16 protein-coding genes and 1 tRNA gene are annotated in these 25,046 nt (G+C 49.5%); 8 read left to right on the plus strand and 9 right to left on the minus strand.

Features of this window, described 5'->3' with window-relative positions:
* Positions 1–427 precede the first annotated feature (427 nt).
* The 4 genes from OCV59_RS10930 (at position 428) to OCV59_RS10945 (ending at position 3,754) form a co-directional block, all read left to right on the plus strand.
* Positions 428–502, plus strand: a tRNA-Glu gene (locus OCV59_RS10930).
* A 589-nt stretch (positions 503–1,091) separates the two neighbouring features.
* Entirely contained in the window at positions 1,092–1,994 is a 903-nt protein-coding gene (locus OCV59_RS10935; protein ID WP_147594477.1) for a DMT family transporter, read from the plus strand.
* Positions 1,995–2,285: 291 nt separating this feature from the next.
* On the plus strand, positions 2,286–3,116 hold the full coding sequence (locus OCV59_RS10940) for an EFR1 family ferrodoxin (RefSeq protein ID WP_147594478.1): 831 nt from the start codon (positions 2,286–2,288) through the stop codon (positions 3,114–3,116).
* 50 nt (positions 3,117–3,166) lie between these two features.
* Entirely contained in the window at positions 3,167–3,754 is a 588-nt protein-coding gene (locus OCV59_RS10945) for a LysE family transporter (RefSeq protein WP_147594479.1), read from the plus strand.
* Between the two features lie 52 nt (positions 3,755–3,806).
* On the opposite strand, the gene OCV59_RS10950 is transcribed toward OCV59_RS10945, so the two are convergent.
* From OCV59_RS10950 to OCV59_RS10965, 4 genes are all read right to left on the minus strand, one after another.
* On the minus strand, positions 3,807–6,245 hold the full coding sequence (locus OCV59_RS10950) for an ABC transporter ATP-binding protein/permease (protein WP_147594480.1): 2,439 nt from the start codon (positions 6,243–6,245) through the stop codon (positions 3,807–3,809).
* Positions 6,246–6,247: 2 nt separating this feature from the next.
* Positions 6,248–8,497 (minus strand): ABC transporter ATP-binding protein/permease, encoded by a 2,250-nt coding sequence (locus OCV59_RS10955; protein ID WP_147594481.1) that lies wholly within the window; start codon positions 8,495–8,497, stop codon positions 6,248–6,250.
* 117 nt (positions 8,498–8,614) lie between these two features.
* Positions 8,615–10,123 (minus strand): UDP-N-acetylmuramoyl-L-alanyl-D-glutamate--2,6-diaminopimelate ligase, encoded by a 1,509-nt coding sequence (locus OCV59_RS10960; RefSeq protein WP_147594482.1) that lies wholly within the window; start codon positions 10,121–10,123, stop codon positions 8,615–8,617.
* A 135-nt stretch (positions 10,124–10,258) separates the two neighbouring features.
* Positions 10,259–11,824, minus strand: a complete 1,566-nt coding sequence (locus tag OCV59_RS10965) for a ClC family H(+)/Cl(-) exchange transporter (RefSeq protein WP_147594483.1) — start codon at positions 11,822–11,824, stop codon at positions 10,259–10,261.
* Between the two features lie 230 nt (positions 11,825–12,054).
* On the opposite strand from OCV59_RS10965, the gene OCV59_RS10970 reads away from it, so the two are divergent.
* The 4 genes from OCV59_RS10970 (at position 12,055) to OCV59_RS10985 (ending at position 17,702) form a co-directional block, all read left to right on the plus strand.
* Entirely contained in the window at positions 12,055–13,245 is a 1,191-nt protein-coding gene (locus tag OCV59_RS10970) for a BaiN/RdsA family NAD(P)/FAD-dependent oxidoreductase (RefSeq protein ID WP_147594484.1), read from the plus strand.
* Positions 13,246–13,544: 299 nt separating this feature from the next.
* On the plus strand, positions 13,545–14,051 hold the full coding sequence (locus OCV59_RS10975) for an NADH-quinone oxidoreductase subunit NuoE family protein (RefSeq protein WP_147594485.1): 507 nt from the start codon (positions 13,545–13,547) through the stop codon (positions 14,049–14,051).
* 56 nt (positions 14,052–14,107) lie between these two features.
* Complete coding sequence (locus tag OCV59_RS10980) at positions 14,108–15,937, plus strand: NADH-quinone oxidoreductase subunit NuoF (RefSeq protein WP_147594508.1); 1,830 nt, start codon at positions 14,108–14,110, stop codon at positions 15,935–15,937.
* A 22-nt stretch (positions 15,938–15,959) separates the two neighbouring features.
* Positions 15,960–17,702, plus strand: coding sequence for an NADH-dependent [FeFe] hydrogenase, group A6 (locus tag OCV59_RS10985; RefSeq protein WP_147594486.1), 1,743 nt, complete (start codon positions 15,960–15,962; stop codon positions 17,700–17,702).
* A gap of 161 nt (positions 17,703–17,863) precedes the next feature.
* Here the strand turns inward: OCV59_RS10985 and OCV59_RS10990 are convergent, their stop codons facing one another.
* The 5 genes from OCV59_RS10990 to OCV59_RS11010 form a co-directional block, all read right to left on the minus strand.
* Entirely contained in the window at positions 17,864–18,652 is a 789-nt protein-coding gene (locus OCV59_RS10990; protein WP_147594487.1) for an enoyl-CoA hydratase/isomerase family protein, read from the minus strand.
* Between the two features lie 32 nt (positions 18,653–18,684).
* On the minus strand, positions 18,685–19,440 hold the full coding sequence (locus tag OCV59_RS10995) for a Na-translocating system protein MpsC family protein (protein WP_147594488.1): 756 nt from the start codon (positions 19,438–19,440) through the stop codon (positions 18,685–18,687).
* Positions 19,418–21,370, minus strand: a complete 1,953-nt coding sequence (locus OCV59_RS11000) for a sensor histidine kinase (protein WP_262584355.1) — start codon at positions 21,368–21,370, stop codon at positions 19,418–19,420. The genes OCV59_RS10995 and OCV59_RS11000 overlap by 23 nt, the downstream gene beginning before the upstream one ends.
* A 138-nt stretch (positions 21,371–21,508) precedes the next feature.
* Entirely contained in the window at positions 21,509–23,806 is a 2,298-nt protein-coding gene (locus tag OCV59_RS11005; RefSeq protein WP_147594490.1) for an ABC transporter permease, read from the minus strand.
* Positions 23,790–24,491, minus strand: coding sequence for an ABC transporter ATP-binding protein (locus OCV59_RS11010; protein ID WP_262584356.1), 702 nt, complete (start codon positions 24,489–24,491; stop codon positions 23,790–23,792). Before OCV59_RS11010 ends, OCV59_RS11005 begins: the two co-directional genes overlap by 17 nt.
* Between the last annotated feature and the right edge of the window lie 555 nt (positions 24,492–25,046).

Here is a 25,046-nt window from a genome sequence, read left to right on the forward strand (position 1 = left end):
AAAACAACAGAGCATACCTTTTTGAGATATACTCTGTCTTGTTGTTTTAAGAAACGCCCGGTCCAATGTCGCTTAACTTAATGACATTGCGTACCGCTGACGGTCTTTTTTATTTTACCATACAGAGATCCTGCGTCGAAACATATATTTTGAAACCTGCGATTATTTCCCACATTTTATGTCATTATGTCTGCACTTTGCGCCGGTTGAAGCAGAGATAAAAACCCATAAAGATCACTGATGCTCCATGCATGCTGCCGGAAAAAATCCACTGCATTATAATGTAGAAAAAAAGGTTGAAATATCTGATCCTGACATTAATGTTTAATGCTGTAATAATGCCCGGACAAAAATATTTACTTAGTGATCAAAAGACTTTTGACTTTTACTACGCGCTGTGGTATACTTTCATTCGTAAATCAAATATGCTCTCTTGGTCAAGTGGTCAAGACGTCGCCCTCTCACGGCGGAATCAGGGGTTCGACTCCCCTAGGGAGTACCAAAATAAAAATCTCAGTGGCTTTTGCTTCTGAGATTTTTATATTCATCCATTATGCACTTGAATTTTTAGCGCTGCGCTTTTTCCAAAATGCGAAATGTATAAAAATCATCTCAAAACAGGGGTTTCCGTAACAGTTCATTGTACTTTTTTGATCTGATTTCTACTGCTTTCGTAAATGGATTTCAATCCTACTCTGCTGACCTTGCAAAGCGCTGCTGTCAAGCTGTGATATTCAGTTTTTTAATGTTTTTATGCATATTTATGCACTCATCGCTTGTTTTATACATGTATATGTATATTCAATTTTTTTAGATCGCGACTGTTACGAAATCCCTTGAAACAGCATGAATTTTATACATTTGCCATTTTTTCTATTTTCGTTCTCTGTGATGCGCCCTTTCCGAGCTCTTTTTCAGCTTTTGAGATTCCCTTGAGCGCTCTTTTTAGGACCCCGAAAGATTGCCTTTTACATATACATTATTATATAATCATTACATGCTAAATTCTATTTCTTTGCAACCGGTTTTGGCCACAAGAACGCGAACCCGGGATGCAACCATAAATAGACCATCTGAAGGAGACGACATTTATGAACACACAACGCAAAGCTGATATGATGCTGGTCCTGGTGACCTTGTGCTGGGGAGTATCATATTTTTTTATGAATATATGTCTGCGGGAGCTGGGACCTTTCACGATCAACATGTTCAGGTTCTGCGGTGCATTTGTGATCGCTGCAGCGGTCTCATTTCCAAAGCTCCGCACAGTCAACAGGACTACGCTTAAATATTCGATGATCATTTCGATTGCTCTTGTGTTTGTTTACACCGGAGTTACTTTCGGTGTAAAATACACGAGTCTTTCAAATTCAGGTTTTCTTAGTTCTCTCACTGTGGTATTCACACCTGTGCTTGCATTTTTTATAAAAAAGCAGAAGCCTGACAAAAAGCTTGCGATCGTAGTCCTCATGTGTCTTATCGGCGTCGCTCTCATGACTCTTAACGAGCGGTTCCAGATGGCGCCGGGCGATATATTCTGTCTCATGTGTGCAGTCTCCTATGCGGCCGATCTGCTCATCACGGAATCCGCCGTTTCAAAAGAGGAAGTAAATGCTTTTCAGCTGGGTATTTTCCAGCTAGGGTTCACGGGTGTTATCATGCTTATACTGGCGCTGCTGTTTGAAGAGCCTCACCTTCCGGCTTCGGCTCCGGTGTGGGGTGCGATCAGTTTCCTGGCGATCTTCTGTACGGGAGTTGCATTCATCGTTCAAGCGATCGCTCAGCAGCATACGACGGCATCTCACGTCGGTGTGATTTTTGCGCTTGAGCCGGTATTTGCAGCGATAGTAGCATTCGTGTTCGCAAGGGAAAGGCTCCTGCCGCGTGCATATATCGGTGCAGCTATGATGCTTATCGGGGTGTTTGCGATGGAACTCGACCTGAAAAACATAACAGCCGCTGTCAAAGGCAAGCTGTGCCGTAACAGCGACTGATAAACGATCTGTATATCGTACTAATAAACTCAGCCGCAGGCCCCGCTTCAGCTGAAATCCTGCGGCTTTTTATATTTGGAAAACTTATCCAAAACATTGATTTCTATACATTGATACAGTGTCTTAAATGCGACTATCGCTGACCATACACCATGCACCTATGCTATAATAAATGAAACACCGCGGGGGGTATAACCTGATGTCGCTACGCTGACAAACAGATGAAACCCTTTGGCAAGGATAACCTTTATGTCGGCCTTCGACCGACATATATATGAAAGGAGTTTTCTTATGAAGATATCAAAAGTTGCAGCTGTATATATAAGTCCCACGGGAAATGTCAGAAAAACTGTATGCGCAATGGCTGAAGCGATCGCACAAAAGCTCGATGTCCCGATGAGTGAAGATGATTTCACGCTTCCCGCAGCGCACCGGGAGACGAGGCACTTTGCATCTGATGAGCTGGTCGTATTCGGCACTCCGGTCTACGCAGGACGCATACCGAATAAATTCCTGCCGTTCGTCCAGGAGCTTTTCAAGGCTGACGGCGCGCTCGCGATACCGGTGGTATGTTTCGGCAACCGCAGCTATGACAACGCGCTGATCGAGCTGCGCAACGAACTGGAAAACAACGGTTTCCACACTATCGCAGGCGCAGGTGTCGTATGCGAACACGCATTTTCCGATAAGCTCGCACCCGGGCGCCCGGATGCTGCCGACATCGCCGATATCCGCGCCTTTGCATGTAAAGCTGCCGAAAAAGCACTTGCAATAACCCCTGACAGCATACCTGCACCAGTCGCAGTGAACGGTGAAGAACCCGTGACCCGCTACTACACACCGCTTGGCACCGACGGCAAGCCCGCAGTTTTCCTCAGGGCAAAGCCCAAAACAAAAGAAGAGCTCTGCAATGGCTGCGGTATATGTGCAGACGTATGTCCAATGGGATCGATCTCGCACGAAGACCCGAAGCTCGTCACCGGCATCTGCGTGAAATGCCAGGCCTGCATCAAACAGTGCCCTGCACACGCGAAATACTTCGACGATCCAGCATTCCTCTCTCACGTTGAAATGCTGAAGGAAAACTACACGAGACACGCAGACTCAGACTTTTTCATATAAACCACATAAGCTGACCAAGACAACATCAACGACTTTCAAGGAGACACGACATGCCCGGATATGTATTACTCAACTTTTTCATATACGCAGTTATAAACGCATTCACGCCCGGCCCGGGAAACATACTGGCGCTCAACACCGTCACGAACTACGGCTGGAAAAAAGGCATGCCGCTTTTCCTCGGCATATTCACCGGCTACTACGCAGTCCAGACGATATGCTGCATACTCGTTTTCGGCATGGGATCGATCATCCCGAAAGCGCTCATGGTGATCAAATACATCGGTGCAGTCTACATACTGTGGCTCGCCTTCCACATCGCGATAAGCAAACCTGACGCAGATGAAAAAGGAGCCTCTGCTTCGTTTGCAAAAGGCTTCCTTCTTCAATTCGTCAATGTAAAGATATATCTGTTCGGCATCACTGCGCTTACGGGTTACGTCACGGGTTACAGCACGTCGTTCTGGGTGCTGTTCGGCTTCGAGATGTTCATCGCCACTATCGGCTCTGTCGCTACAGCCACGTGGGTAGCTGCAGGGATGTTTATCCAGAAATTCTATTTAAAGCATTTCAGGGCGATCAACATCATACTTGCACTGACTCTGCTCGAGTGCGTGTGGAGTATCCTGAGGACATGATCTGAATACCTGAGACTGTTCCCGACCCGAAGCTTTTGCTGCGCTCTCCGGATCAGTTCACATCTGTTCTGCTGAGTATCGCTGCCGGCGTCTTTCTCATCGTTCTCATCACCGGCAGCAGCCCGAACAGCAGATTTATACCGTATATCAGCGCAAGGCATATGACTGATGTCGTTCCCGTTACCAGAAAAGAATCGCTGAAATACGAGATCTTCGAGATCTTGTACATGCAGAATGTCATCAGCGCAAATCCCGGCATACCGGCGATCGTAGTGATGGCGAATATCTCTCCCATAAACATCCGGTATATATCACCCTTCTTGACGCCGATCGCCCTGTACACGCCTACTTCCTTTACGCGTGACAGGAACGAAGCTCTTATTATAAGATAGATCTCGATTATAGAGATTACCAGTATCACACCGGCCATCACCAGCGTGGAAAGCATCGATGACCACATCTTGCTCATATACTGCTGCCTGCTGTCCTCATAGGTGTCCTTAACGTTTACCTTTTCAGCTCTCAGCTTTTCGAGCGAGGCTTCCTTGTCGACAGGGCACAGCGTCACATTTTCCTTGCTTCTTATCAGATCATACTTGACAGTATTGTTATTCACGAGCATAAAATCGCTGTCATTCTTATCTTTGAAGTAGCCGGTCACCTTCAGTTTTGTCCCGTTGACCTTCTGTGATATCTCTTTGTTCAGCGGCATGTTTTCCTTGTTCTTTTCGTTTACGATGACTTCATAGTCGTTTACAGGCCAGCTTCCCTTAGTCAGCGTGACATCTGACGATTTGAGGCTGTAGTCTATCAGTCCGCTGCCGCCGGCATCTACGCTATTGTCGACCGGTTCGCCATCTTCTGCAGACCCTGTATTGGCCAGGAGGTTGATGAAAACATCACGACTCGCATATATGCACGGATTTTTCATATCGCTGACGCCGACTATCACGAAGTCCGGCATGTTGTTCACCGGCACCACACCGTCTATGAAGTTCTTTGGTGTTCCGTAGCCTGCAGATTTGCTCATCTGATCGTCTATGACACTGTCAAGCACCATCTTGTCGATAACGATCTCATTGCTCTGCTCCGGCAGCCTTCCCGCTATCAGATCTGACTCATCCAGTCTGCCTGCATCCGAAAGCGAACCCTCGAATCGCGCAGATCCGTAACGGGTCTGAAAATAGCTGCTGTACGGCATTTTCATGACGATCCTGGAATCGCCCGGCATCACATAGCTGAACGACTCGTCATTTTCGTATTTCTGGTAAGTCTGCACCTCCGTCTTCTTGCTCACCAGCGTCAGGTAGGCTTTGTCTTCTTTTACAAATTCATCGTCGGTGACATTCATGACTCCCGCAATATTCGACACTGCATACGTCATGAACATCGCCGATATCAGGAAGCCGACCATCAGGATCTTTTTCAGCACATTGTAGTTCGCAACGGTCTTGAAGCCTTTGCGGAACATGCTGACAGGATTTATTATCGACTTGTATTTGCGTACGCCGTCTGTTTCGAGGCGACTCAGATCAAAGCTGTTCGCAGCCTGCTCCTCTTTAGTCAGGTGTCTGTAGTGATCGTCCACAAACTCCAGACTGGAATTGTCGTCTATGATCTCTATCCTGTCTTCTGCAGACTTTGTCCTGATGTAGATGTTCCTGTTCTTTATCACGATATCCAGGCCGATGCTGCTGTTGTCGTCATTGTAAAGATCTATGCTGTACTGCGATGAGTTTATTCGCTTGTGATCCTTTATGTCTTTCAGATATATTTTGTTTTCTATGCGATAATCCAGTCCTTCGGAATTCAGATTTTCCTCGTCGGAAACCACCCGCCCGTCCAGCAGCCTTATTATCCTGGACGCATAGAACTTAGCCAGAGACTCCTCGTGTGTCACGAGTATAACTAGCTTTTCCTGTGATATCGATTTTATTATATTCATTACTTCGAGTGTGTTCTTGCTGTCGAGGTTTCCCGTAGGCTCATCAGCTATGACAATAGCCGGATTTTTTACTATGGCTCTGGCGATCCCGACTCTCTGGCGCTCACCGCCGGAAAGCATGTCGGCATAACGGTTCCTGTATCTGTACATCCCGACCTTTTCCAGCACGTAGTTGACCTTTTCCTCGATCTCCTTCTTGTCTTTGACACCTGCCATCCTGAGCGCAACAGCGACGTTTTCGAACACAGTCATATTTTCAACCAGGTTGTAGTTCTGGAATATATAGCCTATGTTGAGATTCCTTATCTTGTCTATTCTCCCGGATGAGCGCCGCGTTATACGCTGTCCGTTGACGAACACTTTGCCGCTGTTGACCTTGTCGAGTCCGCCTATCACATTGAGCAGCGTGGTCTTCCCGCATCCGCTCGGTCCGAGCAGCGCTACAAGGCCTGTGCTCCCCATTTCAAGAGAGGTTTCGTTTATGACATGTATCTCGTTTTTTCTGTTTTTGTTAAAATATTTGTTTACATTTTCAAGCCTCAGCATGATCACTCCTCCTCCCTGAACGTTCCCATGGCAGTCTTCCTGAACAGGCTCCTTGCGAATTTGCCTGAAATGAGATATGCCATGAACATGAGTATCGCGTAGAGGATCACATAATCACGCACCGTCATGTATTCGATGAGGTTCCTGATGTACTCCACATCGATCACGCCGTAATGCACCATGAATGCACATCCTATAAAGATGAAATATGCGATGTTCACTGTCAGCAGCATTTCCACATCCAGGATCCTCCTGATATGCTTTTTCGCCATTCCGAGCATCCTGAGTATACTGAAATATGTCGAGCGCGATTTGAGGATCAGCCTTATCACGAAATATGCGATGAAAAACAGTGCCATTGTCATGACAACGGCCATCGGAGTCGCGATCATCGATGTTATGTCTGAAAACATGTTTATCAGCGTGTCTTTGAGCGGGAGCGTCGTATATCCCATCGCCCTGAGCTTTTCAAGCGTCGCATCGATTTCCTTCACATTCTTCACGTATACGCTCGTCTGGAAATTGCCTTTTCCGAACAGATTGTCATAATCTGCCTGGCTGACATATATCGTCCCGTTGTTTGCATCGTAGTCAGACACGCCGGTCACCTTCTCGAACGTTTTCTTGCTGTACGTGTTTGAAACCTGCAGGTCTAAAGATTGAGAATAAAAAATGTTCTTCACTGTAACACTTATCGTCTTGCCCTTTGAATTCCCCTCAGCATCTGCAGTATCATAGAATGTGTTCATATCTTCCGATACGATCGCCTTCCCCTGTGGCACATTGCTGTTCGGTACAAGTCTGTACAACGGGCTCCCCTCCTGGTGCTGCTGCTCTTTACCGTTTATAAGGACCTTTACTGTACTGATGGTCCTGTATGAATCCTTCAGCAGACTGTTCATCATTTGGTCGCTCATGTAAAGATCGCCGCTGCTGTAATAAAACCCGCCGTCCTGCGCTTTATACGCCAGTCCTGTCACAGTGACATCGATCGTCTTGTCTTCTTCAAGAGTGATCCTGAAAGTTTTGCCCAGTATATCATCTTCCACAGTTGACGGATCTATCCCCTCCTCGTAAGCCTCAAGTATGACTTCGTTCTCTGCCTCCGGCATCACGCCCGCCGCGAGTGTTCCCTGAAATTCGCTGATCGGCCTCGGATATCCGGCATATGCGAGGTCTCCCTGCTCGATATAAACCGGATCGTCGAGCATGATGTCTGCCTGTACTACTGATTTGATATTCGCAGTATCCGCGATAGCCGCAAGGTCTTCTGCTGTGAAAGCTGACCCATCCTCTTTCTTCAGCACCACCCTGTCTTCGCTGTAATTCCGGAAATAGTCGTTGAAGCCGAGCTTGTCCTGCTCCGCCTTCTGATTTTTGAGAGTAGTGTACTGCGAAGCGACAGCCGTTACCAGAAATACGAACACGAGCAGGAGCAGCAGGAACTTAGGCAGTATGTTGAAGGTGTTCCTGACCCCCAGCCTCACCCTGCTGCCGACAGTGATGTTTCTGCCTTCATGCCTGTTTTCGGAAAGGACTGCAGGCTGATCCATAGCCTGGTTCTTCATGTCTGCCGGAGTTTCACGGATATCCTCTATCACCTTGCCGTCATGCATCTTTATTTTTCTCGTCGCATATTTTTCGAACTGCTCGAAGTTGTGTGTCACCACTATGACAAGTTTATCGTGTGCTATATCGCGCAAAAGCTGCACGATACCTTCTGCAGACACGCTGTCGAGATTCCCCGTAGGCTCGTCGGCAACTATGATGTCTGTATCCTTTGCCAGAGCTCTGGCTATCGCCACTCTCTGGCGCTGTCCTCCGGACAGCTTTGAGACTTTTGTTTTTGCATACTCCCCGAGCCCTACCTTGCTTATTATATCGGGTACTCTCTGCCTTATCTCGTCTCTTGAATAGCCGTTTATCAGCAGTATCAGTTCTATGTTCTGATACACTGTATAGCTGTTCACGAGATTGAAATCCTGAAATATATTGCCTATATATTTCTTTCTGTACTCCTCGAAATCGGATGCGAGATAATGGCTGGTCTCTCTGCCGTCTATGTACATCTCGCCTTCTTCATATGAATCGAGTCCTGATATCACATTGAGCAGCGTGGATTTGCCGCTGCCGGACTCCCCCGTTATCACAACAAATTCGCCGAGATCGAAAGTAAGGCTTACCTTCGTTATCCCGCTCGCGATCATCCCTTTGCTGTAATAGTACTTTGAAACGTTTTTTAGCTGTATCACCGCAAATACCTCCTTGTTCCTGAATTATACCATACGCATCGTGCCATTGCCATTAATGCGTGTTTCGCATTTGATTAAGAATTCATTAAGAAAGGAGACGAGCAGCAAAAGAGCCTGCTACAGCAGGCTCACTCCATTTTCCATATTCCGTTTTCCGTCTTTTACTTCGTCTACTATCTCATTTATCGCTTCGCGTTCGGAGAAGTGGTACTTCACTCCGTTGATCTCGAAGTAGTCCTCGTGCCCCTTCCCCAGTGTCACGATCATGTCTCCTGGCAGCGCGTGGGTTATCGCATATGCCAGTGCTTCTTTCCTGTCTTCGATCTCTATGAAATGCCCGCCGCTGCGCGCAAGGCCGACCTTTATATCCGCATCGATATCTGACACCTTCTCATTTCTGGGATTGTCCATCGTCAGTATGCTGAGATCCGCCAGCTCTCCGGCGACCTCACCTATGTCGTAGCGCCTGACCTTCGAACGGTTGCCGCCGCATCCGTACACCGCGATCAGACGTCCGGGCTCATATCTGCGCAGAGTCTCCAGCACGCTCCTCGTGCTGACTTCATTGTGCGCATAATCTATGATAATGCTGAAATCCTCCGAAACATGCACAGGCTCCACTCTGCCCCTGACCTGCACTTTTTCCAGCCCTTTAAGTACGGCTTCCTCCGGGATCCCTACAGCCGAGCACACCGCCATCGCAGTGAGTGCGTTGCTCACGGAAAACATTCCCGGTATATATATTTTAGCACTGCAGTTCATGATGCCCTTTGTCCTGAAGCTCATGCCGAGCCTGCCGTTTTCATTCAGGAACCTCATATCATATCCCCTGAGATCAGCATCTTTTTCAGCAGAAAAGGTGACCAGCCGGCACGTATGCCCATCCAGCACCTGCCCGACGTGCTCATCGTCGATATTGACCACACCCGTATCGCACTGTCTGAACAGCCTGCCTTTGCACATCATGTACTCTTCAAAATCCGCATGCTCCGCCGGTCCTATATGATCCGGCGACAGATTCGTGAAAACTCCGTAGTCGAACTGGAGTCCCGCTGTCCTGTCAAGCTTCAGCCCCTGAGACGAGACCTCCATCACCAGATACTCACAGCCCGCCTCGACCATCTTCGCCATGGCCTTCTGCAGCTCATATGACTCCGGCGTAGTATTCCTGGCAGGAGCTGTCGCATCTCCCGCAATCATTGAGATCGTTCCTATCAGTCCGACCATGCTGCCGGTCTGCTCTAAGATGCTCTTTATCATGTATGTGGTCGTAGTCTTGCCTTTCGTTCCCGTGACTCCTATCGTCGTGAGCTTTCTGTCGGGATACCCGAAATATGCGGCAGACATGTGCGCCAGCGCTTTCCTCGTGGAATGCACCTGCAGCACAGTGATGCCTTCCGGGATCTCAGGCAGCTCCACCGTCTTCTCGACGACTATCGCTGCCGCCTTCTTTTCAACAGCTTCCCGGATATACCGGTGACCGTCATTCACCGCACCCGTCATACATACGAATACAGTCCCCTCTCTCATCTCACGCGAATCATATACTATATCCGAAACCTCGACATCGGATTCACCCTGAACGACGGCATACCCGATCCTCTCGCAAAGCTTCTGCAAATTCATAAACAAGCCCCCTTTTTCATGATCCTCAGACCTGTACAGATCCGATATACTTATGATTATCGTCCTGCTGAGTTTTATTATTCCCGGTCCTCAGATCCATGCATATAAAAGGCTCATATACGTTCCGGCGCGACCCTAGAGTCCTGCGCAAAGCTCTTCCACTTTCCTGCTTATCTCCGTCATATCGCGCTCATCAGTCATCGTCACGATGATATCCCCTGACATGAGCTGCGTGCTGCCTCTCGGTATTATCTCCTGTGCCCCTCTCTGTATCGAAACGAGCAGACACCTTTCCGGCCACGATATATCCCTTATCAGTGCGCCGTCCAGATCCGACCCTTTCTTTATCACGAAATTGCTCAGCACCTTCTGTTTCACATCGTCGACCGGCTCGTTCGCCTGACCTCTGCCTGCCATGAACCTTTCCAGAAGGCTCTCATATATCGGCTTCGACCCGAGCAGTGTAGCGACTATGTACGCTACGACCGAGACAATCGTCAGCGACAGCATGTTGTTGAGCGTGCCCGACATTTCAAAGAGCAGTATTATACCCGTCAGCGGAGCTCTTACGATCGCCGCAAAATACCCCGCCATGGCGATAAGTATGAAATTGTTTATATATGCGTCTGTGATACCGAAAATATCAGTACAAGCTGTAGAAAACGCACCGCCTATGAATCCTCCGATCACCAGCAGCGGGAAAAATATCCCGCCCGGAGATCCGGGACCGAAACTCACTGCAGAGAAGATGAATCTTCCGATCAGCAGGAACAGTATCGTGCCTAACATCATATGCGACCCTGTCGTAAGCTGTTCTATCAGATCAAAACCGTTCCCAAGAAGCTCCGGAGCCGTGAACGCAAGTATCCCCGCGCACATGAACGGTATCATCAGCTTCACTGCGTTCGGCACCCTGAGCCTGCCGTAAAGGTGCTGCACCTTCAGCGTGAACCAGTTGTAAAACGCGCCCAGCAGTCCGAGTATGATGCCGAGTACCACTATCATCCAGTAATATCTCGGCGGGATCGCTCCTGTGATCTCAAATCTGAACACAGAATCCGTCCCCAGCACTACACAGCACAATATATCGCCCGTAAGTGACGCCGTCATGACGGAAATGAGAACTGAAACCGAAAAATTCTTGTGTATTTCTTCAAGAGAAAACATCACCCCTGCAAGCGGCGCATGAAAAGCAGCGGCCAGACCTGCACTCGCCCCGCACGTTATCAGGAAATGCGCTTCTGTCTTGCCCCTGTCCAGCGCTTTCGAAACGCCTTTGCCGGCCATCGCTCCAAGCTGTATCGAAGGACCTTCCCGGCCAAGCGCCAGTCCGCCCAGCATGCACAGGAAGCCTCCTGCAAACTTTGCTATGATGACACGCCACCACTTGTGTTCCAGCATGCCTGCCACCTCGCCCTCGACCTGAGGGATCCCGCTGCCTGCTATCATAGGATCGAACCTGATGAGCGCCGCCACTATGCACGCCATGAGCGCCAGAGCTGCGAACCATACCGCCATACTCAGCGCATTCTGCGACGCGAATCCCACTATCGCTTTCATCCACTCTCCCGCAAACTCCAGCGCCACTCTGTAGAGCAGCACCACGAAGCCTGCGAAAAGTCCTACAAGGATACCTTCTCCGATCAGTATTACTTTGAATCTGTCTGCACGTTTTATCGTCTCTGCTATGTCTTTTCCCACGTCTTCCTCCGTTTCCTTATTTCAGTATACATTATTTCATTCATGTTTTCCACCAGCATAAAATGCGATATATCTGCATCAAACGAGCATATTCGCACCCGCTCATATGTGATATACTGTAATCACTATTTCAGATCTCCCGGGGTTTTCGCAGCACAGAGCGAGCACATAGCGAGCACACAGCGATACCTCCGGGGACACACGACCGGAAAGGAACACATAAGGAACTGATGATGATATATGACTGTATAATAATCGGCGCAGGCGCCTCAGGCCTCTTCTGCAGCGCCTCGATGGACAGACCTGTCAGGGGCCTCATACTGGAAAAGACAAAACATCCCGGCACCAAGCTGCTGATGAGCGGCAGCGGGCAGTGCAATATAACGCACGCCGGCTCCATCAAGGATTTCATTGACTGCTACGGCAGGCACGGCGGCAGGATCAGAAAATGTCTCTACCGCTACAGCAACACATCGCTGACCGTTTTTATGGAAAGCGGCGGAGTACCTGCAGTCACCCGGGAAGACGGCAAGGTCTTCCCGGCATCTATGGACGCACGGGATGTGCTCGATATGCTGCTGCGCAGAAGCAGAGATTGCGGATTCACCATAGAATACGATTCGCCTGCAGAAAAGATCGAAAAAAACGCGCATGGCTGGACAGTGCTGTCATCAGAGCAGCGCTTTGACACGAAGACGCTTGTCATCGCGACCGGCGGCTGCTCATATCCGCGCACAGGATCTGACGGCTCGATATTCCGCATCCTGAAGCGCGACCTCGAACTCAAATGCACGGAACTGAAGCCCGCGCTGTCATCTGTCCAGGTAAAAGACTACCCATACGGTGAGCTTTCCGGCATATCTTTCGAAAATGCCGAAGTCTCGATATGGAAAGACGGCAGAAAAGAAGCCTCTAACTCCGGCGGCCTGCTCTTTACACACGGCGACCTGTCGGGTCCTGCCGTTCTTAATATATCGAAATATGCATCGCCGGGCGGCATGATACAGATCAGCTATCTGCATCCGCTCGACCGGGATACGGTTCTCAGCAGACTCAAAAAAGCTGCTCATCAAAACAGTGCCAGACTTTCCAATGTCATCGCCGATGAATTCGGCCTGCCTAAGCGCTTCTGCCAGCTGCTGACGTCCCGGTACGGCGAATCGCTCAAAAGGCTTGCCGCGCAGCTGACCGGAGAGACTTTCGAGATCAGCTCCGTGTCAGGCTTCAGTAAAGCCATGTGCACAAGCGGAGGTGTGGATCTTTCGTGTATCGATCTGTCGACTATGCAGGCAAAAAAGCTTCCGGGGATCTACGTCATCGGAGAAGCTCTGGACATCGACGGCATCACCGGCGGATACAATCTCCAGTTTGCCTATTCATCTGCATGCGCTGCTGCAGACGATATAGCCCGGACAGTCTGATGCGCCTGCAGCCTGCCGGTCTTATACGACGCACAGACACATAAACGACTATATATATGTAGCGTTTTTTGCCGCCGAAAAATATTCTGCATTACCGTCATCATCTTTCTTTTAAAACTTTATAAAGATCTGCAATATTCCAGGGATGCGCCCGGCCGCATCCCTGGATATTTTTTTAACGTTTTTCAGTAAAGCGCCCTCTTTTTTCATTGACAGCATATCGAGAATAATTGTATTATATGGATAGTTTCCAAAAATCGCAATTTTCAGAATCACGTAACCCACGAAAGGAGATTTGCATGAGCAACAGTTGCACGATGTGTACCACAGCGAAAGAAAACGCTGCAAAACTAGACGAAATCATTGCAAAGTACAAAGATACTCAGGGCGCACTCATCCCTGTACTCCACGAAGCGCAGGAAATATACGGCTACCTGCCGCTTGAAGTACAGCGAGATATCGCTGAAAAGCTGGAGATCCCTCTGGCCGAGGTATACGGCGTAGTAAGCTTTTACACACAGTTTTCCATAAATCCTAAAGGCAAGTACCAGATCAACGTATGCATGGGTACTGCATGCTATGTCAAGGGCGCTAATGATATCCTTGACAAATTCAAGACAAGGCTTTCGATCGACGTCGGAGAATGCACGGAAGATGGCAGATACTCTCTCGATGCATGCCGATGCATCGGAGCATGCGGGCTGGCGCCTGTAGTGACGATCAACGACGAAGTCTTCGGTAAACTGGTGCCTGATGACGTCGACGGCATAATCGACAGATTCGACAAGCTTGAGGAGGTGGAATGATGATAAAGAGCATTGCGGATATCAATAAAATAAGAGAAAGCAAACAGGCCGACCTCATGATCCGTGTAAATCCGGATGCATCGCCTACTAAAGAAGGCGGAAAAATGCACATCATGGTATGCGGAGGAACGGGATGTACGTCCTCAAATTCCATGAAGATCATCGAGGGACTGGAAAGCCTGATCAAGATAAACCAGCTCGAAGATGACATCAAGGTCGTCAAAACAGGATGCTTCGGGCTCTGCGCAGAAGGCCCTATCATGATGTTCTACCCTGAACACATCATGTACACACTGGTACAGCCGGAAGATGTGAACGAGATCTTCGAAAGCCACATCATGAACGGTACTCCTGTACGGAGACTTCTGGCCGGAGACAAGGAGGCCGAAAAGATCGAAAACGCGCTCGAAAATGTCGACTTTTTCTCTAAGCAGAAGCGTGTCGCACTCAGGAACTGCGGTGCGATAAACCCTGAAAACATAGATGAATACATAGCTCGTGACGGATATCTGGCGCTTGAAAAGGTCCTCACCAAGATGGAGCCTGAAGACGTCGTAGATACGATCAAGGATTCTCAGCTCAGAGGGCGCGGAGGCGGAGGCTTCCCTACAGGTGTGAAATGGGCCTTTGCCGCTTCTCAGCAGGTCGCACAGAAATATGTCTGCTGCAATGCCGATGAAGGCGACCCCGGTGCATTCATGGACAGATCAGTCCTCGAAGGCGACCCTCACTCAGTTATCGAAGCGATGACTATCGCCGGATATGCCATCGGAGCGAACCAGGGTTACGTCTATGTCAGAGCTGAATATCCGATCGCCGTTGAAAGACTTACGATCGCGATAAACCAGGCCAGAGAATACGGACTGCTCGGCAAAGACATATTCGGCACAGGCTTCGATTTCAATCTCGACGTCAGACTCGGCGCCGGCGCTTTCGTATGCGGTGAAGAGACAGCACTCATGACTTCTGTCGAAGGACACCGCGGCGAACCTAAGCCAAGACCGCCTTTCCCTGCAGTCAAGGGTCTGTTCGGACAGCCTACGATACTGAACAATGTTGAAACATATGCAAATATACCGATGATACTACTCAAGGGTGCGGAATGGTTCGCAAACATCGGTACTGAAAAATCAAAGGGAACCAAGGTTTTTGCTGTAGGCGGCAAGATAAACAATACAGGTCTTGTGGAGATCCCTATGGGAACGACTCTTCGTGAGATCATCTACGATATAGGCGGAGGCATACCTAACGGCAAGGAATTCAAAGCCGCACAGACAGGCGGTCCGTCAGGCGGCTGCATACCTGCATCCGAACTGGATACACCTATCGACTACGATTCGCTCATCGCACTCGGCTCGATGATGGGATCAGGCGGTCTGATCGTAATGGACGAAGACACCTGCATGGTCGATCTGGCCAAGTTCTTCCTGGAGTTCACAGTCGATGAATCATGCGGCAAATGTCCTCCGTGCAGGATCGGCACCAAGAGGATGCTTGAGATCGTCACAAGGATAACAGAAGGAAAAGGCCAGGTCGAAGACCTCGAAAAGCTCGAGATCCTCGCCAGGAACATCAAAGCCTCTGCCCTCTGCGGACTCGGTCAGACAGCACCTAACCCTGTCCTTTCCACGATGAGATATTTCAAAGATGAATACATGGCACACGTTGTCGACAAGAAATGTCCTGCAGGCGTATGCAAGTCCATGGTAAGATACATCATCTTCGAAAGCACCTGCAAGCGCTGCAGCATCTGTAAGAAGAACTGTCCTGCAGGCGCTATTTCAGGCGACAAAAACACTCCATTCGTTATCGATCAGGATAAATGCGTCAAGTGCGGCATCTGTATGGAAAAATGTCCGTTCAAGTCCATTCTCAAGAACGCATAATATGAAGGAGGTCGCGTAAAAAATGAACAAAGTGAATATAACAATAGACGGCATTAATTTATATGTTCCGGAAAACTATACGATACTTGAGGCTGCAAAGGAAGTGAACATCAACATACCTACGCTCTGCTACCTCAAGAACATCAACGAGATCGGCTGCTGCAGGATGTGCGTCGTTGAAGTAAAGGGCGCCCGTGCACTGCAGGCTGCATGTGTGCATCCGGTTTCAGAAGGCATGGAGGTATATACTCACACACCTAAGGTAATGGAAGCGAGAAAGGTCAACCTCGAGCTCATCCTTTCGAACCACAATGCGAGATGCCAGACATGCTCGCGAAGCTGGATGGACTGCGAACTCCAGGCTCTGGCAAACAAGCTGTCAGTCGGAGAAGTGCGCTTTGAAGGAGAGAGCAAGAAGATGCCTCTGGATATAGGCACCTCCATCGTGAGGGATCCGAACAAGTGCATACTTTGCAGAAGGTGCGTCAGCGTATGCAAAAACGTGCAGACGGTCGGCGTCATAGACGTTGTGAACAGAGGCTTCAATACACAGGTGGCATCACCATTCAACATGTCGCTGAGCAATACGCCTTGTGTCAACTGCGGGCAGTGCATCAATGTATGTCCTGTAGCCGCACTCCGCGAAAAGAGAGACATGGACAAGGTATGGGAAGCTATACATGATCCTTCAAAGCATGTCATAGCGCAGACAGCTCCGGCAGTAAGAGTCGCGCTCGGCGAAGATTTCGACATGCCTATCGGAACTCCTGTCACCGGCAAGATGGTGACCGCGCTGAGGATGCTGGGATTCGACAAGGTGTTCGATACCGATACCGGCGCCGATCTGACGATAATGGAAGAAGGCGCCGAGCTGATCGACAGGATAAGAGGCGGCGGCAAGCTCCCGCTGATAACATCGTGCTCACCGGGATGGATCAAGTTCTGCGAACACAATTATCCTGACATGCTCGACAACCTGTCGACATGCAAATCACCGCACCAGATGTTCGGCGCCATCCTGAAGACATATTATGCTGAGAAAAACGGCATCGATCCGGAGAATATCGTTGTAGTATCGGTGATGCCTTGCACTGCCAAGAAATTCGAGGCTGCGAGACCTGAAATGTCGGTAAACGGACTTGCTGATGTAGATATCGTCATCACGACGAGAGAGCTCGCTACGATGATATATGACTCCGGTATAGATTTCCCTGACCTCGGAGACAGCGATTTCGATACGCCGTTCGGCAATGCCTCAGGTGCAGGTGTGATATTCGGCACTACAGGCGGCGTTATGGAAGCTGCACTTAGGACCGTGTCCGATCTGCTGACAGGAAGCTCTGCGGACAACTTCGAATACGAAGATATACGCGGCCTTGAAGGCATCAAGATCGCTTCGATAAAGATCAACGACCTCAACATCCGTGCTGCAGTGGCTCATGGACTCGGCAATGCCCGAAAACTGATGGATGCCATCGAAGCCGGTGAAGAATTCCACTTCGTAGAGATCATGGCATGTCCCGGCGGCTGCATCAACGGAGGCGGTCAGCCGCTCCAGCTCTCAGATGTACGCAACTGGATCGACATCAAGGAAGAGCGAGCAAAAGGCCTGTACAGGGAAGACAGAAACACATATATCAGAAAATCCCACAACAATCCGGCAGTCAAGAGACTGTACAAGGATTTCCTCGGTATGGCGAACGGCAGCAGGGCTCATCAGCTGCTCCACACGCACTACAGCCCTAGGAAAAATTACAGAGACTGATACTGAAATTCATGATAGACCTCAATCATTAAAGCCTTCATTAATGGCACTAATGACGCGAAAAAGAGCTGTCCGGCTCTGCAGCACACCATGTGTGACTGATGCATCCGGTATCAGCTCTTTTTTCTTTGCTCTTTATCTGCGCTTACTTTTACCTGCTCTTATTTCCCGTCACGATTCCTGTACGGCCTGTGCGGTCTCTTTTCAAGGAATGCCGCAACCGCCTCGGTCCTGTCGTCGCTCCTGTAGCACTCTGCGAACAGATCCTGCTCCAGTCCGAGCGCGTCCTGCAGCGGCAGCTCCAGCCCCTGCTTGATCGCCTGACGCATCAGTCTTACAGCATTAGGCGATTTATCTGCGATCACAGATGCGACCTCCATCGCCTTGTCCATCAGCTCATCTTTTTCCGCCAGATACTCTACCAGATGGAGCCTGTAGCACTCCTCCGCGCTAAGCATCCTGCCCGTAAGCAGTATGTCCGCAGCACACGACGGTCCCACGATCCTCGGCAGCAGCTGTGTTGCGGTCCAGCACGGTATGCCTCCGAGATTTATCGTCGGCACTCCGATCTTTGCAGTCTTTGCAGCGATCGTTATATCGGCCGCAAGTATCAGTTCCATACCGCCGCCCAGCGCATACCCGTCCACTGCCGCGATCACCGGAATCGGGCTGTTGTATATCGCCATTGCGCATGCCTGCCCTCTCCTCGAAAAATCCGCAGCTGTATCTTCGGTCAGCTGGCTTTCCTCGTTTATATCGCCGCCGGCGGTGAACGCCTTGCCTATAGAGCTGTTCAGTATTATCACGTAATTATCGGGATCCTTTCCTGCTTCTATAACCGCTTCAGTCAGCTCCCTGAGAGTCTGTGAACGAAATGCGTTCAGCACCTTCGGACGATCGATCGTCACGAACGCTATGTGTCCTTCTTTTCTTACCAGTATATCTTCCATTTGCCTTTTGCCCCCTTCCGCAATATCTTTATCTATATCTTTTCAAAGCACAGCCAGTCGCTGCATGCTCTCGTATTGATCTCGCTCGCCGCCGGCCTGTACCGCTCTCCTGTCGCATCTGCCAGTATCTTCACCAGGCTGTCCCTTATCATGATGTAAAACGAGCGCCTGCACTGTTCGACGAGCACAGCGTTGCCTCTTTCCTCAAGAAGCATATGCTCCATCACGGTGAAAGCGTCGTAAACGATGATCTCCACGCGTTTTTCGTGAAAAAACGCAGCCACATCGCGCGGCCCCTTTCCTGCAGCCTTCTTTATTACAGCCGAAAACTCCTTCTTTATATGAGTCTCCCACAGTTTTCTTTCCTCGGGTCTTATCACATCGCTCACAGGGCGCATCTGTTTCAGCTCTCCTGCGCACTTCAGCAGTGCTTCCTCGAGCTGCTGCGGTTCTATCGGCTTCAATATATATTTGACGATCCCGACGTCCACGGAATCCAGCACTGTCTGCATTTCGCTGACCGTCGAGGTTATTATTATCCTGCATGCCGGATACCGTTTCCGGATCTCCCGGATCATCTCCATACCGTCCATACCCGGCATTATCAGATCAGCGACGACGATATCAGGCTCGGTCCTGCCGAGCTTCTCGAGCGCGGTCGTCCCGTCGGCAGCCGTGATCACATTCGCGACACGCCTTGACAGGAATTTTTTGAGCTCCGACCTTGTCTCCGGTTCGTCCTCTGCATAAAGGACCGTCAGCGTTTTAAGATATTCCATGTTTTCCATCGTCAGCCTCCTCTGTATCTCCGAGTTCCGCGCCGCATGACAGCGGCAGCACGATCACGCATGCCACTCCGCCGTCCGCATTATTCAGCGAAATGCTGCCGCCCATGCTTTTCTCCAGTATGTCTTTCGATATCGGCAGCCCCAGTCCCGTGCCGTTTTCGCCCTTTGTCGTGAAGTACGACGTGAACAGATTTTTCTGCACGTTTTCGGAAAGCTGCGGTCCGCGGTTGTATATCATTATCACTGTCGCCGCGCCGGCTTTTTCACGCGAAGCTTCCCGTGAGGTATCCTGTGCTTCTCCCGCCGTACTGTACACCGAGATACGTATCAGCCTTTCATCCTGCGGTATGAGGCATGAAGCATCTATCGCATTCGTCATTACATTGAGTATGACATGATAAAACGCATTCGGATATCCCGGTATAGTCAGCCCACAGTCCGCTTCCGTTTCAACGTTTATATTGTTCCTTCGCAGCGGGTCAGTCATCAGCTGGAGCGCCGCATCGATCACCGTCACCGGTGAAAACATGCTCGGCCCGTCCTCAGGCTTCAGATATTTGTTGAAGCTGTCGATCGTCTCGGACATCATCCTCGTGATCTTCTGCGTCTTCTCTACATAATCACGAAGTACACCTGCAGTCAGTTCTCCATGCATATAGTCATCCGACAGATTTCCCATTATCAGATTGATGTTGTTTAGCGGCTGCTTCCACTGGTGCGCAACGTTCGTCATGTATTTTCCGGTCTGAGCAAGTCTCGACTGATTGGCGATCATGATATCCTTGTTTCGCTGCAGTGAAATGTGCTTCTTTACAAGACGCGCCATGTCGTCTTCATCCTCTATCTCCCGTCTGTCCTCCTCCGGTATGCTGTTTTCAAGATCCATCAGCTTCAGGAGATGCAAAGCCTCGCGCATCGGGTAGTCATATCTTCTAAGGATAAGATATATCCCTGCTGTCAGCATGATAAACAGACATATCGAAAGCGTGATGATCAGCACCTTTACAAGAGTAACGGGAGCAAATATCGTGCTTTCCACGTTCGATACCACCAGTATCCAGTCATTGCTCAGCCTCGACCAGCTTATCAGCATATCCTCGCCGCCGACGCTGCGCGTCACTGCGCCCTTTTCTTCTCTCTTGAGCGGTGAATCCTCCTCCGCCGCCATTTCATTGAGCTCGATCTTCAGCAGTTTATCGTATTCGTCAAACGAGTCCACTATAGATTTTCCATCCTTGTTGAAAAGTGCGATGTCGCCCTTGCTTTCGAGATCCGTGCTCATCACCATGTCTATCGTGTTCTCCGTATTGATATCTATTCCCATCACGCCTATCAGCGTATCGCCTTCGAACACGGCTCTGGAATACGTAAGGATCTGCTCGTCGATATCAGGATCGTATATCGGCCCGACCCATACACCTTTCCCCGGATTATTCACAGCATCGAAATAAAATTCCATATATTCCGCATCATATTCTGTAAAGGCCTCCAGATACTTGCCGTTTGCTGCCGCATCCAGAAAAGAGATGTTTCCGTTCTCGTCATAGACATACCATATCTCATACCCTTCCTTCTGCCCTACGAGGTCCACGTCGAATGTGAAGAACAGCCCCACCGTATTCTGCAGATCTTTTATCGAATTGTACAAAACCGGGTCGAACCTTTTTATGTACTGATCTACGTACTTCGGGTCCGCCCGGTATTTTTCCATATCAAAAGTACTGGTCACGGCTGCACTCATCGCATTTACCGTTCCTTCCGCGTTTTCCAGTACTGAACTCATCTGGTTCGCACTGTTCGCCGTCTCATTTGTTATCTCTCCGATTATAGCCTCGCGCAGTGCGTTTCCGTATGAGTTTATACTCAGCATCGAAAGCAGAGAAAACAGAGTCCCGAAAAGCATCACAACGATCAGAATCGTATTTCGCAATCTCCTGTTCATATACTGCATTATAACTCAATCAGGCCAAAAACGAAACATCATATTATCGGGTTCTGCACGCGATCCGGCACAGCGTGCCGCTGCACCCGGAAGCCATGAGGACTTCCCGCACTGTGCGGCTTTCCATCATTCTGCGCCCTTCAGCGCCTCTACCATGTCTATCTTCCTGTTCTTCCTCGCTATCATCAGGCTTACAAACAGAGACACTGCCAGTGTCATCAGGGTGCTGAACAGGTAAGTGCCTGCACCTGTCATCAGCCTCATTTCATACTCGGAAGCCATCGCATCGAGCAGATACTTCAGCACAGCTCTTCCCGCCGGTATGCCTATGATTATTCCTATAACCGTCACCCACATATTCTGACTTACCAGCAACCTGCCTATTTCCCTGTCCTTGAATCCTACGACTTTCAGTGTCGCCATCTCGCGGTACCGCTCGGTATAGCTCATCACGCCGAGATTGTAAAGCACAACTATGCCGAGTATCGCAGCTGCGACTATGAGCACGGCGAGCATCATGTTCATTATTTCCATAAACGTATCGAACGAATCCATGATGGACTGTTTCGACTGTACGCTGGAGATACTGCTGTCCTTATCCACATCTTTCTTGTCTGCAGCGGTATATATCGAATCGATCGAATATCCTATGCCGAGCTCGTCAGCGTATTCCGGCGAGATCACGATGTTTTCCGAAACAGATCTGATCACACCGGCTATCCGCAGCTCGTACTCATCGTCCGATCCGTACGGACTCACCGTGATATGGCTGCCCTTTTTCAAGCCGTATTCGTCAGCGAGTCTCTTGCATACATATGCACCGCTGTCTCCTATCTTTTCATAGCCGTCCTCTATCGCCGGGAAACGCACTTTGTCGTTTTCCACACTGTATATGTCAAGTGCCACGGCCTTGTCCTCTATCTGCACGCTCACCGAGCAGCTGTAATCCCCGTCATACCTGTCGAGGAGCGCCTGCCGCTGCGCATCGGTCGCATCCTCCGCTACATGTATGCATGACGAATAGTTGGAAGCGCCGGTATAATAGAGATCCAGGAATCCCTCCATCGTATCTCTCATTCCCAGCGATCCGACCATCAGCAGCGTGCAGCCTATGATGCCTGTCATACTCATCAGCGTCCTCGTCTTATGCCTCATGATGTCTCTGAGGTTCCATCGCGTACCGAATCCGCATTTTTCCCAGAGAGCGGTCCTTTCTATGAGATGCTTCTTCATCTTCTTCGGAGTATACGGTCTCAGCGCATCCGCAGCTGTTCCCTGAAGCATCTTTTTCACGGAAAGGTATCCTATCAGCGTCATCAGAACGATCAGCGCTATTATGATCACGCTGCAGAACCACGGCATGCAGAGCTTCCACTCCGGCATATCCAGATATGTACCCATCGAGCCGTCCGGGTTCATGATGAACCACGCTACGAAATATCCCAGCGCGATGCCGGCTGCCGAGCCTGCCACTGCGACCATGAAGGCGTACGAAGTATAGTGTCTTAGTATGCGCCTGTCTTTGAAGCCGAGCGCCTTCAACGTTCCGATCTGTGTCTTTTCCTGAGCTGCCAGCCTGTGCATCGTCGTGACCATAGTCAGTATCGCGATCAGCAGGAACAGCACCGGCAGTACTGATCCCATCGTTTTGCCTTCTTCAGATTCGCCGGCAGCTCCGGAATACGAACCGTTCTCATCCTTTGTCAGAATAAGCGTCGTCCTGCCCAGCGCATCATCGACAGCCTCGGTGAATGCTTTCCTGCCGCTGTCGGATATAACATTTATCTGAGGGTAGAAAGCCATTCCGACCGCATCCTCGTACATCGCCGGTGATATATAAGCATAACCGTAGGTTTCCAGATCCGGCATCAGCTGAGTTTCATCGCGCACGCAGATCAGATATTCCGACGACTTGATCAACCCTTTCACTTCGCCGCTGATCTCAAGATTTCTGTACGAAAGCGTCATCTCGTCGCCGATCTTCACATCGTTGGCAGCGGCATATTTGTCAGAAAGCCATATCCCGTCGCTGCTATCCGGATCGTATTTTTCGCCCTTCATCAGCTTGAAATCCGATATCCCTTCATCCTCGACTGCTGTCAGCGCAAGGGATTTTCCCTTTTCGCCCTTTACATCCGCCTGAACGGAAATGAACCTCGACGCCGTTTTCGCTTCATCAAGATCTTTTATCTTGTCCACATCCTCTTTCGAAAATCCCTGCTGCGATACGATCCTGTAATCCGCAAAGTGGGTCTCTTCAAAAAAAGCGCTCGTATTTTTATCTATGCTGTACCACTCCATGTTGAAGCCGACAAAGATACCGACTCCCAGAGCGACCATCAGTATCATCGAGATGAACTGCGCTTTGTACAGCCCCATAGTTCTCCATAATTTCCTGAACAGCATATCACCACTCCACTTCATCAGCGCTCATCGGATGAGCCTGTTCCTCGTACGATTTTATCCTGCCGTTTTTCACGTGTATCACAACGTCCGCCATCTTCGCAATGTTCTGGTTGTGAGTCACGATCACGATCGTCTTGCCGTAGTTTCTTGCCATGGAAAGCAGCAGCTTCAGGACTTTCACGCCTGTTTCTGAGTCCAGTGCGCCTGTCGGCTCGTCACACAGGAGGATCCCCGGGTTCTTTGCAAGGGCTCTGGCGATGGAAACTCTCTGCTGTTCTCCGCCGGAAAGCTCCGACGGGAAACTGTTCAGATGATCCTCCAGTCCCACTTCCTTAAGCATCTGTTCCGCAGGCAGCGGGTCCTTAGTTATCTCCTTTACGAGTGCAACATTTTCCTTTACCGTAAGCGTCGGCACGAGATTATAGAACTGGAACACAAATCCTACCGTATCCGCTCTGTATTCTGCCAGTTCATCATTTGAAAGCGTCGATATGTCTCTGCCTCCGACGATTATCCGGCCTTCTGTCGGACTGTCCAGTCCTCCGAGAAGATTGAGCATAGTGCTCTTGCCCGCTCCGCTCGGCCCCAGGATCACTACGAATTTCCCCTCGTCTATACTCATATCCACTCCGTCGAGGGCCCGCAGCTGATGTTCTCCGCTGGTGTACACGCGGGAAACATCCTTGAATTCTACAATTGCCATAATGTTTCTCCTTCTATATATTAATACTTTGTTTTGCTTCGCGCTTTCTTCGCGCGTTAGTTTGCATTAACTAACTAGATAATAAAACTATTCCTCTCTAAAGTCAATATGTCATCTCCACTCAAACACAAATTCCCGCTGATGTCGTGTTTTACACGACTGCTTCTTATCGCTTCCTCATATCCGGCTGAAACACTGTCGCTCCCGCTGCACGACCCGGGAGAGTATTTGAAAATTTCAGAAAAGTGTTGACAAAGGTTTCTCTCTTTTGATAAAATCATACGTGGAAATGCTGATCGGTACTTTCACATACACCGGGCGGGATTTCAATGTACTTGCTTTATCGGGAAGTTGAAAAAAACGGGAGATAACAGGCTCTCGCAGGATCAACGCATATTTTGCGTTGATTTTTTTTATGCAGCAATATCGGTTTTGATATTGCTGCAGACCATAAGACAGCAGGTAGCGCACGTCAGCGCATCCTGTCATCTGTAACGGCAAAGGCTGCATCCGGGGAACAGTCATCACACATGTGCAGCTTTGCCTGAAGTCAGA

It is taken from the genome of Brotomerdimonas butyrica, from assembly GCF_025567305.1.
Taxonomy (GTDB): Bacteria; Bacillota; Clostridia; order Peptostreptococcales; family Anaerovoracaceae; genus Lentihominibacter; species Lentihominibacter butyricus.